Below are 13,512 nucleotides of genomic sequence, written 5' to 3' on the forward strand. Positions count from 1 at the left end.
CAAGATATGAGCGTAATATACCTACTACTAACTATTAGTATACTAGTAGCAATCTTATTTTTTATCGCATTTATTTATTCAGTAAAAACTGGGCAATTTGACGATTCTTATACTCCATCTGTGCGCATGTTATTTGATGATGAATTAGTAAAAGATAAAAAAGAAAAATCAACTAAAGACTAAACATTAAATTATGGAAATGCAGCAATTTTATTACGATAATAAGATCGTAAAGAAATTTATCTATGCCACCCTATTTTGGGGTGTAGTAGGGTTTACAGTGGGCTTATTGCTTGCTTACATGTTTTTGTTCCCTGGGCTAACAGAGGGGATTTCATGGCTAAGTTTTGGGCGTTTAAGACCATTACATACCAATGCCGTAATTTTTGCCTTTGTAGGGAATGCAATTTTTGCAGGTGTTTATTATTCGCTTCAACGTTTGTTAAAAGCAAGAATGGCTAGTAACTTTTTAAGTAATTTTAACTTCTGGGGTTGGCAAGCAATTATAGTTGCAGCAGCCATTACATTACCTTTAGGCTACTCATCATCTAAAGAATATGCAGAGTTAGAATGGCCAATAGATATTGCTATTGCTGTGGTTTGGGTTGTGTTTGGTGTAAACATGATTTGGACTATTTTACAAAGAAGACAACGTCATTTATATGTAGCTATCTGGTTTTATTTAGCAACATTTGTAACGGTTGCTGTATTACATATCTTTAATAGTTTGGCTTTACCTGTTACCTTTTTAAAATCATATTCTGTGTATGCAGGGGTTCAAGATGCCTTAGTACAATGGTGGTACGGACATAATGCTGTAGCATTTTTCTTAACCACACCTTTTTTAGGGTTAATGTATTACTTTGTACCAAAAGCAGCCAACAGACCTGTGTATTCTTATAGATTGTCTATTGTACACTTTTGGTCTTTAATATTTATTTATATCTGGGCAGGACCTCACCATTTATTATATACTTCATTACCAGAATGGGCTCAGAATTTAGGAGTTGCATTTTCTATAATGTTATTAGCTCCTTCTTGGGGTGGTATGATAAACGGTTTGTTAACATTAAGAGGCGCTTGGGATAAAGTAAGAACAGATCCTGTTTTAAAATTTATGGTTGTTGCAATTACCGGTTATGGTATGGCAACTTTTGAGGGGCCAATGTTATCTTTAAAAAATGTAAATGCAATTGCACATTATAGTGATTGGATTATTGCCCACGTTCACGTTGGTGCATTAGCATGGAATGGTTTCTTTACTTTTGGTATGTTATACTGGATGGTACCAAGAATTTTTAAAACAAAATTATATTCTGTTGCTTTAGCAAACGTGCACTTTTGGATTGGTACTTTAGGGATTATCTTATACACGTTACCATTGTATGTAGCAGGTTTTGTACAAGCTTCTATGTGGAAACAGTTTAATCCTGATGGATCTTTAACTTATGGTAACTTTTTAGAAACAGTAAGTGAAATTATACCAATGTATTGGATGCGTGCTATTGGTGGTAGTATGTATATTATTGGTGCATTTGTAATGCTTTACAATGTTATTTTAACAGTAAGAGCTGGTAGTAAAGTAGAAGATGAGTTAGCAGAAGCAGCTGCTTTAACAGTGGTGCCTAAACACAGAACTAAAGGAGAGGGATGGCACACTTGGATTGAAAGAAAACCTATTAAATTAACTATTTATGCAACGATTGCTATTTTAATTGGAGGAGCTGTTCAAATTATTCCTACCTTATTAGTAAAATCTAATATCCCTACAATTAGTAGTGTAAAACCTTATACACCATTAGAGTTAGAAGGACGAGATATTTATATTAGAGAAGGCTGTGTTGGTTGTCACTCTCAAATGATAAGACCTTTTAGAAGTGAAGTAGAACGTTATGGTGAATATTCTAAGGCAGGTGAATTTGTATATGATCATCCATTTTTATGGGGATCTAAACGTACAGGACCAGATTTACATAGAATTGGTGGTAAATATTCAGATAGCTGGCACTTAAACCATATGTATGATCCACAAAGTACTTCTCCAGGTTCTATTATGCCTTCTTATAAATGGTTAATTACAGATGAGCTAGATAAATCTAATATTGAATCTAAAATGGAAGTGATGGTTACTTTAGGGGTTCCTTATTCAGAAGAAGAAATAGCAAATGCACAACAGCACATGTTAGATCAGGGAACTGAGATTGAGCAAAACTTATATGCAGATCCAGATTTCGCAAAAAATTATGAAGCTGATAAAAAATATGCAGAAGAAAATGGAGAGGCTTTTATTGAAATGAGAAACAGAGAAATTGTAGCGGTAATAGCATACATACAACGTTTAGGAACTGATATAAAAGTAAAAGATGAACAGAAAACCGCTAAAAAATAAGCCACATGTTTAAATTTATAAAAGGACATCTAGAGAGTATTACCGGCATAGAGATTTATCCTATGATATCATTAATCATATTCTTTACTTTTTTTGTAGTCTTATTTTTATGGGTCTTTACAGCAAAAAAAGAATATATAAATAAGGTAAGTCATTTACCGTTAGATAATTAAAAACTAGAAAAAATGAAAAAATATTTTCAATCTACAATCTATATAATCTTTGTAATTGCTACGTTTTTAGCGCTTGCAAAGTCGTTTATGGTGTACGAAAACCCGTTTGATATTTATGAGAATCCATTAGTTTGGATTGCTCTAATTGGTTTCGTTTTAGTAGTTGTTTTAAAGGAAATGGTAAATGTAATTGCCATAGCTAAAGCAACAGAATTAAAAAATGAAAAATTAGGTATTGTTCCTGAAGAAAGTAATGCTTGGGTTAAAAAACTATTACAAACTTGGACAAAGTCTAAAGATATTGATAATGAGCAAGAAATAATCTTAGAGCATAACTATGATGGAATTCAAGAGTTAGACAATACATTACCACCTTGGTGGGTGTATATGTTTTATGCATCTATAGTTTTTGCAATTGTATATTTAGTTAGATTTGAGGTTTTAGATGGCGATAATCAAATTGTAGAATATGATAAAGCCGTTGCAGAAGCTAAAGCAGCTCTAAAAGAATATAAATCTACTGCACCTGCAACAGATTTTATAACAGCAGAAAATGTTACTTTATTAACTGATGCTAAAGATTTAGGTAGAGGTAAAGCCGTTTTTAAATTAAACTGTGCATCTTGTCATATTGCAGATGGAGGTGGTGCTATTGGACCAAATTTAACCGATGAATTCTGGATTTTAGGAGGTGGTATTAAAAATGTTTTTAGTACTATTTCTAATGGAGGTAGAGATGGTAAAGGGATGATTGCTTGGAATAAAACATTAAAAGCAGATGATATTGCTAAAGTGGCTAGTTATGTAATTTCTTTACAAGGTACTTCACCTGCAAATCCTAAAGCAGCTCAAGGTGATAAATGGGTAGAAGAAGGGGTAGAGGTTCTGCAAGAACCAGAAGAGAACAAAGAAGAAACAGAGGCTTCTACAGAAATAGAAGTAATAGCACAAATTAATTAGTAAAGTTATGGAAACTCCTAAAAACGAACAATTTAGAGATAGTATTGGTACAATTGATAAATCGGGTAATCGTTCTTGGGTTTTTCCTAAAAAACCTAGTGGTAAATTTTATAAATACAGGTCTTATGTAAGTTACTTTTTATTAGCTTTTCTTTTAGCAGCTCCTTTTATAAAGATTAATGGTAATCAGTTTTTGCTGTTTAATGTTATAGAACGTAAGTTTAATATTTTTGGATTTCCTTTTTGGCCACAAGACTTTTACTTATTGGTAATTTCAATGATTGTAGGTGTTGTGTTTATCATTCTATTTACAGTTATTTTCGGTCGTATTTTCTGTGGATGGATTTGTCCGCAAACTATTTTTTTAGAGATGGTTTTTAGAAAAGTAGAATATTGGATTGATGGAGATCGAGGAAAACAAATACGTTTAGATAAACAAGCTTGGAACGCTGAGAAAATTAGAAAAAGACTTTTAAAATGGTTTATTTTCTTTGTCATTTCTTTTCTTATTGCCAATGTGTTTCTAGCATATTTAATTGGTGGAGATACGTTAATAAGTTACATAACAGGCAGTCCTTTTGATAATACTAGTACGCTAATTTCGTTAACTATATTTACATGTGTTTTCTATTTTATTTTTGCTTGGTTTAGAGAACAGGTTTGTATTATAGCTTGTCCGTATGGTAGGTTGCAAGGTGTTTTATTAGATAATAAAACCATTAACGTAGCATACGATCATAAACGAGGTGAACGTGAGGCAGGAAGAGCTAAGTTTAAGAAAAACGAAGATAGAGAGGCTATTGGTAAAGGAGATTGTATAGATTGTAAACAATGTGTTGTTGTTTGCCCTACCGGGATAGATATTAGAAACGGTACACAATTAGAGTGTGTAAATTGTACCGCTTGTATTGATGAATGTGACCACATGATGGAAAGTGTTGGGTTGCCAAAAGGCTTAATCAGATACGAAAGTGAAGAAAATATAGAGAAAAAGAAACCTTTTAAACTAAATGCAAGAATTAAAGGGTATTCTGCAGTCTTATTTATATTAGTAGGAGTTTTAATAGGGATGCTATTTTTAAGAAATGATGTGGAAGCAACCATTTTAAGATTACCAGGACAATTATATCAGCATAAAGAAAATAACATTATTAGTAATGTGTATACTTTTAAGGTGATTAATAAAACAACCAAAGATATAAATGATGTCAGTTATAAATTACTGTCTCAAAAAGGAACTATAAAATTAGTAACCAATCAAGATTTTAGTATTCCGAAGCAAGGTTTAGCAGAAGGAACTTTATTTATAGAAATAAATTCATCAGCATTAAAAAAAGATAAAATTAAGTTAGAAATAGGTGTTTACAGCGGTGATAAATTGATTGAAACTACCATAACCAACTTTTTAGGACCTAGAAGTTATAAATAAATAACATTATGAAAATTAATTGGGGAACAGGTATTACTATTGCAATAATAGCTTTTATGAGTTTTATTTTATACATGGTTATTACTATGAGTACAGATAAATCTTATAGCTACGATTTAGTTACTGAAAATTATTACCAAAAAGAAGTTCATTTTCAGGGAGAAATTAATGCAGAACAAAATGGTATAGAATTTAAAGATAAAGTAACTATTCAAAGAACAATAGAAGGTTTAAAAATAGAATTCCCTAAAGAGTTATCTCCAAATGAAATTAAAGGAAAAGTGTTCCTATATAGACCGTCTAATAAACAATTAGATTTTGAAATACCTATTTCAATCTCTAATACATATTTGCTCGTGCCTGAGAAACGTTTATTAGATGGTCGTTGGAACATTAATTTAGCTTTCAAATATAAGGATAAAGACTACTTAATTAAAAGAGAAATACTGTATTAATGTTTTTATCGGCACTATTATTTGGCTTATTAGGTAGTTTCCACTGTGTTGGTATGTGTGGTCCTATAGCTTTTATGTTGCCAATAGATAGACAAAACAAGACCAAAGGTTTTCTACAGATTTTAAGTTATCATTTTGGTCGATTATTTAGTTATAGTCTTATCGGTTTATTATTTGGGTTTTTGGGCAAAGGATTTTATTTCTTCGGATTTCAACAACAATTATCTATAATTGTTGGTATTAGCATGATTTTGATGGTGCTTTTTCCTAAGTTATTTTCTAAAGTAAATTTTTCTAAGGGAATTAATAAAGTCATTTTTAAAGTAAAGAATGCCTTAGGAAAAGAGTTGAAGAAGAAAAGAAATGATACTTTTTTTACCATCGGTTTTTTAAATGGATTTTTACCATGTGGTTTGGTATACATGGCTGTTTTTGGTGCTATAGCAACAACAAATCCTTTTTTAGGAAGCTTATATATGTTTTTATTTGGTTTGGGTACAATTCCTTTAATGACGGCTGTTGTTTATTTAGGTAATTTTACAAAAGGTACTCTTAGAAAAAGAATTCAAAAAGTAATACCAGTTTTCGTTGTACTTATTGGAGTTTTATTTATTTTAAGAGGGCTTGGTTTGGGTATTCCATATGTTTCTCCAGCCCCTGTTTTAGATATCATAAATGCTAATGATGCTTGTCATTAGTTATTTTTATACTTTCCTTTTAATTTTTACTGTATTAATCATAAATTTAGTATGTTAAGTGAAATATATATAACTTATTGAGTAAAAAATTTAACTTGAAAAGTGTTTTCTATAAGAAAAAGAATATATTTGATAACTTATAATACTTTAGGTTTAATGAAATTAAATTATGTGAAATATTGTTTATTGTGTGTGATGTTTTTTTCTTTTAAAAATTATGCCCAAGAAACATTACCAATTTATCAAGATTATTTATCAGATAATGTGTATTTAGTACATCCATCTGCTGCAGGTATTGGTAATTCTAGTAAATTACGTTTTACAGCAAGACAGCAATGGTTTGGCATCTCAGATGCTCCTGCTTTGCAAACTATAAGTTTCCATTCTAGATTTGGAGATGAAACAAATGCAGCCTTTGGTGTGGTTTTGTTTAATGATAAAAATGGATATCATTCTCAAAAGGGAATACAAGGTACGTATGCATATCATTTACCTTTAAATGATAATGGTAATTATTTTGAGCAATTATCTTTTGGATTGTCTTTTACATTTGTTCAAAACCAATCAGATCAAAGTAGTTTTACAGGAGATGCAACTTTTAGTCAAACAATAGAAAGTAGTAGTTATTATAATTCAGATTTTAGTGTTGCTTACCATAGAGGAGGTTTCTCTTCTTATTTTACCGTGAAGAATTTATTATTAACAGCTAAGAATAATTTAAATATTTTAGAACCTTTAAATTTAAGGAATTACGTTTTTTCTGCTGGTTATTATTATGATGAAAATTATTACTTTCAATTAGAGCCTTCTTTTATGCTTCAAGTAAAAGAAAATACTGGACAGAAGATTGCAGATTTTAATTTAAAAGGATATAAAACACTTAATAACTATCAATTGTGGTTAGCATTGTCTTATAGAAGAAGTTTTGATGCTGTTAATAATTCGCAATTTATATCTCCAATAGTTGGTTTAAATTATAAAAACGTAATGTTTTCATATACCTATACAAATCAAATAGGTGATGTAGTCTTAACAAAATCTGGCTTTCATCAATTAACTTTAGGAATTAATTTATGGACTAAAGATAAAAATTGGCGTAGTATGCCGAATATTAATAATTCATTTATCGGTTTCTAAAAATCTTTTTTAGAAACTATTGTCCTGATGCTTTTATCAGAAACTAATATTTCTAACACCTTTTTTTCTTTATTGATAAAAAATTGATAGGTACCTTTTTCTTTACTCTTATTAATTAGCAAGTGATTTTCTAAAATAATTTTGGTCTGTCTAGCTACAGCTTGTCCAGAATCTATAATTTGTATTTTATTACCAACCAATTCTCGTATCTGTGGAATTAAGTAGGGGTAGTGTGTGCAACCTAAAACTAAGCAATCTGCGTTCTCTTCTATTAAAGGATTAATATAAGTAGACAATAACGCAGTCATTTCCTTAGAGTGTAGTTTACCATCTTCTATAAGCTCTACTAAGCCTGTTCCTATTATTTCTTTACGTATAATTTTTTGATTGATAGAGTGTGATGTTTTTTCAAACAATTCACTATTTAAAGTTCCTTTGGTAGCAAGTATACCAATGGTATATGTTTTTGTTTGTAAAGCAGCAGTTTTAATGGCTGGTTCTATACCTATAAAAGGAATGTTGTATTTTTCTCTTAAAATTTTTATGGCGTTTGTAGTTGCTGTATTACAAGCTACAATTATAATCTTACAATTTTGTTTTAATAAAAACTCAGTGTTTTTTATTGATAAATCAATGATCTCTTGCTTGGTTTTCTCACCATAAGGAGCATTTTTACTATCAGATAAATAAATAGTATTCTCTTGTGGTAAAAGTGCGTTAACTTCTTTCCAAATGGAAGTACCACCTACACCAGAGTCGAATATGCCAATAGGAAATTTATTAGTTTTTACCATGTTCTGTAAAAATAAAAAAACCTACTGAATTTCAGTAGGTTTTAATTTCTATTATTAAGTAGTTTTATTAAAAACCTAATTTAGTTTTTACAGCGTCAAATAAATCTTCACCTTTTTTAACCAATAAACCTTTACCTACAGAAGCGTCTAAAACATATACTACATTTTTAGAAGCAGCTACAGCATCTATAGCAGTTTGTGCTTTTTCTATGATTGGTTGTAAACCTTCATTTTGTTTTTTCTGCATATCTTGGTAAGCAAATCTTCTTGCTTGTTCAATTTTTGCAGCTTCTTGTTGTAACTCTTGAGCTCTTTGGTCATTCGTCTCATTAGTTTGACCTTTAGACTCAGCAACATACTTTTGTCTTGTTGCTTCAATTTTCTTCTCCATTCCAGTAATCTCATCTTGGTAAGTTTTACCAAGCTTCTCCATGTCTAATTTTAGTGTCTTAGTTTGTGGCATTTCTGCAACTAATTTTTCAAAGTCTATATGACCTATTTTTTGTGCATTTGCAACACCTGCTAATCCTAAAGTAAATACAGCAATTAATAGTAACGATTTTAAATTTTTCATTCTTGTTTTAATTTAATTATTATTCTTGTTCTTTTTTTTGTTCCTCTTTTTTCTTCCTTAAAGCTTCTATTTTTGCTCTTAACAACTCTCTTTTTTCTTCTCGGTTTTGTGACAGTTTTTCTCTTTTTTCAGCTATTAGTTTCTTTTTTGCTTCTGCATCTGCAACTCTCTTTGCTTGTGCTTCTTCTTTTTTAGTAATAACTTCTTTTTGTCTATCTGTTAGCTCGTTTGTAGGAGCAAGATTTCTTTCTTCTCTTTGTCTTCCTTTTTCAGCTATTAATCGACTTCGATCTATAGTTGCTAAAACAAGGTCGCTAATATCGTATTTTTTATTTGAATATAGCATTACCAAGTCACTAGATTTATCAAAAACAAAGTCATAATTTTTTCTTAAAGAAATACTTTGTATTGCATTGTAGACTTGGTCTTGTATTGGCTTTACCAATTGTTTTCTTACAGAAAACATATCTCCATTTGGTCCAAAGTACAAAGACTCTAGTCTTCTTAATTCTATTTGTTTTAAACTAATCTCTTCTTCTTTTTCTTCAATTAAATCTTTTGTTAGAATTGCTTTTTCATTTGCCAGATCTGTTTTTAAGATTTCTATATGTCTAGCTTGTTCATCTAATTTTTTTCTCCATTTAGCAACTTTAGCATCAAGGGTGTTTTGAGCATCTAGATATTCCGGAACATTTTCTAGAATATACTCCATATCTATATAAGCAATTGATTGCCCTCTTTGAGACCAAGAAAAAGTAACACTAAGTAAAAGAACTATTAATAAAAATATTTTTTTCATTTGTATTAAGTATTTAGAAAAAACCGTGCCAAAAAAACTTTTCCCTTACAAAGTAGCAGTTTTCTTAGAATTGTTTTCCAATTATAAAGTGTGTTTGCCAACCAGATTTTTCAGTTTGTCCAGGTAATGGATCAAAACCATGTGCAAAATCAATTCCTAATAATCCAAATGCTGGCATAAAAATTCTTACCCCAACACCTGCTGAACGTTTTATATCAAACGGGTTAAACTCATCGAAATCGTCATAAGAATTACCTGCTTCTAAGAACCCAAGTGTATAAATTGATGCAGAAGGTGCATCTGTAATTGAATAACGTAATTCTAATTGAAATTTATTATAAATGGTTCCACCATAGTTAGATGAAAGTCCACTGTTTTCATAACCTCTTAAACCTACTGTTTCTCTACCGTCTAATTGGTAAGCAGCAATACCGTCACCTCCAACAAAATAACGCTCTACAGGTGTTGCTCCTAAATCATTATTATAAAAACCTAGGTACCCTGCCTCTGCATTGGTCATTAATACCAATTTATCTGTAAATGCAGTGTACCATTTTCCTTTAAAATTTAATTTATAGTATTCTAACCATTTGTATTTGTCTACAGCATCTAAGCTACTATCTTTATAATCTTTATTATTTAATAAAGAATATGGAAATGTTGCTTTTGCTCCGATTGTAAATTCAGATCCATACGTTGGGAATATTAAACTAGGTCCTGCAGAATTTCTTGATAAAGAAATGTTATACGAAAGATTGTTTAATGTACCATTGTTTAAGTTTAAACCTGCTAAACCAAAATTATAATTGTTAGATTTTAATGCTTGGTAACTAATAGACTGAGATAATTGGAAAAAATCATCTGGCCAATTTAAACGTTGTCCTAATCCTACAGATGCTCCAATAATTCCTAAACTTTTACTTTTATCTACATCATAAGTATTAAAATCTAATTGATATTGATTAGAAGAATATACAGAAAAAGACAATGATTTTGGTTTTTTACCACCTAACCATGGTTCTGTAAAAGAAAAACTATAGGTATTATAGGTTCTACTTGTTTGTAACCTTAAAGATAGTGTTTGACCATCTCCCATTGGTAATGGCTTGTATGCAGATTTGTTAAAAATGTTTCTTATAGAAAAGTTATTGAATGATAAACCTAATGTTCCTATAAAAGAACCACCACCGTAACCACCTTGTAACTCTATTTGACTTCCACCTTTTTCTACAACAGAAAAGTCGATATCTGCCGTTTTATTTTGGTAATCTGGTATTACATCCGGAGAAACATTGGCGTCAAAGAAACCTAATTGACCAATTTCTCTAATAGATCTAATAATTGCACTTCTACTAAATAAATCTCCCGGTTTTACGCGTAATTCTCTAAATAAAACGTGATCATTAGTTTTGTCGTTACCAGTAACGGTTACTCTTTTTATACGAGCTTTTTCATCTTCTCTAATTCTAATTTCTACTGTAATAGAATCATTTTGAACTTTAGTTTCTACAGCATTAACAGAAGAGAATAAAAAACCGTTGTCTTGATATAAAGTAGAAATATCTTGAGATGTTGGACTACCATCACCTTTAACACGTTCTTCTAAAACGGCACCATTATATACGTCTCCTTTTTCTATTCTTAAATATAATTGAAGTTGTTCTGAAGTGTATTCTTTATTACCAACAAAAAATATATCTGCAAATCTGTACTGTCTTCCTTCTTCTAATGCTATATCAATATCTATAGTATTGTCATCGTTCCAACTAATTTTATCACTAAGAATACGTGCATCTCTGTAACCTAATCTACTATATTTATCTAAGATGCTTTCTAAATCTTCTTGAAAATCTTCTTCTATATACTTAGATCCTTTCCAAAAACGACCAAGAAATTTTTCTTTGGTGTTTTTCATCGTTTTTTTAAGTTTCTTATTAGAAAGCGCTTTATTTCCTGTAAAATTAATGTCCTTAATTTTAATCTTTTTTCCTCTATCAATAAAAATAGCCATATTAACAATGTTAATGTCAGATGTATCTTTTTTAACATCTAAATTAACTTTCGTTTTTAGGTAACCTTTATCTGTATATTTTTTTGTAAAGTAGTTTTTAGTAGTAACAATAAGGTTATCAGTAACCATTGCACCTCTTTTTAGTTCAGCATCTTTTTGTAGTTCTTTTGCTTTTCCTTTTTTAATACCTGCTATAGTAATGTTGTTTAATTGAGGTAATTCTAATACATCAAATTGTAGGTATACTGTACTGCCATCTAATCTAGCTAGGTAAACATCTACGTTACTAAATTGTTTACTTTCGTATAATTTTTTAATGGCACTTGTAAGTTTGTCTCCTGGTAGTTTTATAGGTTGCCCGTTTCTTAAGCCCGTAAAAACCCTAACAGTTTCTTCACTAAACTTTTTTAAACCAGTTACACTGATGCTGCCTAGAGTATATTCCTTCCCTTTCTCAAAAGAAGTGTCTTTAACAGAAGTGGTGTCTATTTTTACTGTTGATAAACTATCTATTTCAGTTTGTGCTTTGGCACTAAAAGTAAAAAATAATGCTATAAACATTATTGATGCAGAAAATAATTTCATAAAAAATTTATTCTGTAATTTGTTCGCTTGTTTTTCCAAATCTTCGTTCTCTATTCTGATAATCTATGATAGCATCGTAAAAATGCTCTTCTCTAAAGTCTGGCCAAAGTATATCTGTAAAATATAATTCGGCGTATGCCATTTGCCATAATAAGAAATTACTAATGCGTTGTTCTCCACTAGTTCTAATCATTAAGTCTACGTCGGGCAAATTAAACGTATATAAATGGTTATTAATAGTATTTTCATCAATTTCTTCGATATTTATCTCATTATTAACAACTTTTTTAGATATGTTTTTAATAGTATTAACAATTTCTTCTCTAGAACCATAGCTAAGAGCAAAGGTTAATACAATATCTGTGTTGTCTTTTGTTTGAGAAATTACATCGCCTAAAACTTTTTGAGCTTTTTTAGGTAGACTTTCTATGGCTCCAATTGCGTTTACTTTTACTCCATTCTTCATGAAGCCGGGTAATTCCTTTTTTAAAGAATTAATTAATAAACTCATTAGAGCGTCTACTTCTAATTTAGGTCGGTTCCAGTTTTCTGTAGAAAAAGCATAAAGAGTAATTGCCTCAATATTTACTTGAGAAGCTGCGCTAACAGATTCTCTAACGGCTGTTAGTGCATTTCTATGGCCAAAAATTCTATTCATTCCTTTACCCTTGGCCCAACGGCCATTACCATCCATTATAATAGCAACATGTTTTGGCGTTCTTTCTAGGTCGATTAGTAATTTTTTATCCATATTTTTTTTATAATCCGTTTGTATAACAAGCAGGTCTACCAAAGGTATATATTAAAGAAACACCTGTAAACATATACCAATCGTTACCTGTGCCGTCTAAAATTACATTTGGTGTATCTTTAGAAAGGTAGTCTAAACCATCGTCAAAAGTATATCTAAATTTTGCTTCAATTGCAAATGCTAAAGTACCATATAATTTAGACTTATAACCAAAACCAAAAGGAATAGCCAGAGAGGTTTTCTTCTTAAATTCGTTTATTCCTCCTGTTGGTAAGTATGAACTTACGCTTGTATGATTAAAAACAGCCAATTCTAAGATTAGGTAAGGTGTCCAAGTTTTATCATAAGAAGATAAATCATACTCATAGAAATTATACTCGATACCAACAGCTAATTCATTTATATTGTTAGAAAACTTGTATGTTTTTCCGCTAGCGTCTAATCGATCTCTTCTAAACCCTGTATCTGCATCTGCATCATTTCCTGTAATAGGTAAAAGGCTGTAAGTTGCTCTTAAAGCAATTCTAGGATTCCAATTGTATTTATAAGTAAGTCCTCCTGCTAGTCTGTTTGGGTAGAAATAGTAGTTTCTACCAATGTCACCAACATAGTTAGTGCCTCCAATAGTAAGGCCTACTTCATGAAGTTGCCCCAAGAAAATGGAGGTGAAGCTTACAAATACAAAAAATAATATTCTTTTTTTCATTATAAAATAGTGGGCAAATATAGAAAATTCCAATTGCTTTATAAAGTTAAT

Annotated in this window: 14 protein-coding genes; 8 read left to right on the plus strand and 6 right to left on the minus strand. The window is 30.5% G+C overall.

Annotated features, from left to right (window positions below; genetic code table 11):
* Positions 1–6: 6 nt before the first annotated feature.
* From ccoS to GQS58_RS14045, 8 genes are all read left to right on the plus strand, one after another.
* On the plus strand, positions 7–183 hold the full coding sequence (gene ccoS / locus GQS58_RS14010; protein WP_068450341.1) for a cbb3-type cytochrome oxidase assembly protein CcoS: 177 nt from the start codon (positions 7–9) through the stop codon (positions 181–183).
* 10 nt (positions 184–193) lie between these two features.
* Positions 194–2,389: a cytochrome-c oxidase, cbb3-type subunit I gene (gene ccoN / locus GQS58_RS14015; RefSeq protein ID WP_166386981.1), complete on the plus strand. Its 2,196-nt coding sequence runs from the start codon at positions 194–196 to the stop codon at positions 2,387–2,389.
* 5 nt (positions 2,390–2,394) lie between these two features.
* A complete protein-coding gene (locus GQS58_RS17215; RefSeq protein ID WP_166386983.1) occupies positions 2,395–2,562 on the plus strand; it encodes a CcoQ/FixQ family Cbb3-type cytochrome c oxidase assembly chaperone in 168 nt (55 codons plus the stop codon).
* A gap of 12 nt (positions 2,563–2,574) precedes the next feature.
* A complete protein-coding gene (locus GQS58_RS14025; protein WP_166386985.1) occupies positions 2,575–3,522 on the plus strand; it encodes a cbb3-type cytochrome c oxidase N-terminal domain-containing protein in 948 nt (315 codons plus the stop codon).
* Between the two features lie 7 nt (positions 3,523–3,529).
* A complete protein-coding gene (gene ccoG, locus GQS58_RS14030) occupies positions 3,530–4,951 on the plus strand; it encodes a cytochrome c oxidase accessory protein CcoG (protein ID WP_166386987.1) in 1,422 nt (473 codons plus the stop codon).
* A gap of 8 nt (positions 4,952–4,959) precedes the next feature.
* Complete coding sequence (locus GQS58_RS14035; protein WP_166386989.1) at positions 4,960–5,406, plus strand: FixH family protein; 447 nt, start codon at positions 4,960–4,962, stop codon at positions 5,404–5,406.
* Positions 5,406–6,104 (plus strand): sulfite exporter TauE/SafE family protein, encoded by a 699-nt coding sequence (locus GQS58_RS14040; protein WP_166386991.1) that lies wholly within the window; start codon positions 5,406–5,408, stop codon positions 6,102–6,104. The genes GQS58_RS14035 and GQS58_RS14040 overlap by 1 nt, the downstream gene beginning before the upstream one ends.
* A 129-nt stretch (positions 6,105–6,233) precedes the next feature.
* Positions 6,234–7,241 (plus strand): type IX secretion system membrane protein PorP/SprF, encoded by a 1,008-nt coding sequence (locus tag GQS58_RS14045; RefSeq protein ID WP_240914627.1) that lies wholly within the window; start codon positions 6,234–6,236, stop codon positions 7,239–7,241.
* Here the strand turns inward: GQS58_RS14045 and murI are convergent.
* The 6 genes from murI to GQS58_RS14075 all read right to left on the minus strand — a co-directional run bounded on the left by murI (position 7,238) and on the right by GQS58_RS14075 (position 13,461).
* Positions 7,238–8,035, minus strand: a complete 798-nt coding sequence (gene murI, locus GQS58_RS14050) for a glutamate racemase (RefSeq protein ID WP_166386993.1) — start codon at positions 8,033–8,035, stop codon at positions 7,238–7,240. The two genes, GQS58_RS14045 and murI, sit on opposite strands and share 4 nt — an antisense overlap.
* Before the next feature lie 67 nt (positions 8,036–8,102).
* Positions 8,103–8,609 carry an OmpH family outer membrane protein gene (locus GQS58_RS14055; protein WP_166386995.1) on the minus strand — a complete coding sequence of 169 codons (507 nt, stop codon included), beginning with the start codon at positions 8,607–8,609 and terminating at the stop codon, positions 8,103–8,105.
* 19 nt (positions 8,610–8,628) lie between these two features.
* Positions 8,629–9,408 carry an OmpH family outer membrane protein gene (locus GQS58_RS14060; RefSeq protein ID WP_166386997.1) on the minus strand — a complete coding sequence of 260 codons (780 nt, stop codon included), beginning with the start codon at positions 9,406–9,408 and terminating at the stop codon, positions 8,629–8,631.
* A 64-nt stretch (positions 9,409–9,472) separates the two neighbouring features.
* Positions 9,473–12,004 carry an outer membrane protein assembly factor BamA gene (gene bamA, locus GQS58_RS14065; RefSeq protein WP_166386999.1) on the minus strand — a complete coding sequence of 844 codons (2,532 nt, stop codon included), beginning with the start codon at positions 12,002–12,004 and terminating at the stop codon, positions 9,473–9,475.
* Positions 12,005–12,011: 7 nt separating this feature from the next.
* Positions 12,012–12,755 (minus strand): isoprenyl transferase, encoded by a 744-nt coding sequence (locus GQS58_RS14070; protein WP_166387001.1) that lies wholly within the window; start codon positions 12,753–12,755, stop codon positions 12,012–12,014.
* Between the two features lie 7 nt (positions 12,756–12,762).
* On the minus strand, positions 12,763–13,461 hold the full coding sequence (locus GQS58_RS14075) for a DUF6089 family protein (RefSeq protein WP_205860441.1): 699 nt from the start codon (positions 13,459–13,461) through the stop codon (positions 12,763–12,765).
* Positions 13,462–13,512: the final 51 nt, after the last annotated feature.

Origin of the sequence: Polaribacter sp. 11A2H, from assembly GCF_011379025.1 — a bacterium.
Taxonomy (GTDB): domain Bacteria; phylum Bacteroidota; class Bacteroidia; order Flavobacteriales; family Flavobacteriaceae; genus Polaribacter.

What these genes read in the sequence shown, in the direction of transcription:
- GQS58_RS14035 (WP_166386989.1), top strand. Translation starts at nt 4,960, where the DNA reads ATGAAAATTAATTGGGGAACAGGTATTACTATTGCAATAATAGCTTTT.
- murI (WP_166386993.1), bottom strand. Translation starts at nt 8,035, where the DNA reads ATGGTAAAAACTAATAAATTTCCTATTGGCATATTCGACTCTGGTGTA.
- ccoS (WP_068450341.1), top strand. Translation starts at nt 7, where the DNA reads ATGAGCGTAATATACCTACTACTAACTATTAGTATACTAGTAGCAATC.
- GQS58_RS14075 (WP_205860441.1), bottom strand. Translation starts at nt 13,461, where the DNA reads ATGAAAAAAAGAATATTATTTTTTGTATTTGTAAGCTTCACCTCCATT.
- bamA (WP_166386999.1), bottom strand. Translation starts at nt 12,004, where the DNA reads ATGAAATTATTTTCTGCATCAATAATGTTTATAGCATTATTTTTTACT.
- ccoG (WP_166386987.1), top strand. Translation starts at nt 3,530, where the DNA reads ATGGAAACTCCTAAAAACGAACAATTTAGAGATAGTATTGGTACAATT.
- GQS58_RS14055 (WP_166386995.1), bottom strand. Translation starts at nt 8,609, where the DNA reads ATGAAAAATTTAAAATCGTTACTATTAATTGCTGTATTTACTTTAGGA.
- ccoN (WP_166386981.1), top strand. Translation starts at nt 194, where the DNA reads ATGGAAATGCAGCAATTTTATTACGATAATAAGATCGTAAAGAAATTT.
- GQS58_RS14025 (WP_166386985.1), top strand. Translation starts at nt 2,575, where the DNA reads ATGAAAAAATATTTTCAATCTACAATCTATATAATCTTTGTAATTGCT.
- GQS58_RS14070 (WP_166387001.1), bottom strand. Translation starts at nt 12,755, where the DNA reads ATGGATAAAAAATTACTAATCGACCTAGAAAGAACGCCAAAACATGTT.
- GQS58_RS17215 (WP_166386983.1), top strand. Translation starts at nt 2,395, where the DNA reads ATGTTTAAATTTATAAAAGGACATCTAGAGAGTATTACCGGCATAGAG.
- GQS58_RS14060 (WP_166386997.1), bottom strand. Translation starts at nt 9,408, where the DNA reads ATGAAAAAAATATTTTTATTAATAGTTCTTTTACTTAGTGTTACTTTT.
- GQS58_RS14040 (WP_166386991.1), top strand. Translation starts at nt 5,406, where the DNA reads ATGTTTTTATCGGCACTATTATTTGGCTTATTAGGTAGTTTCCACTGT.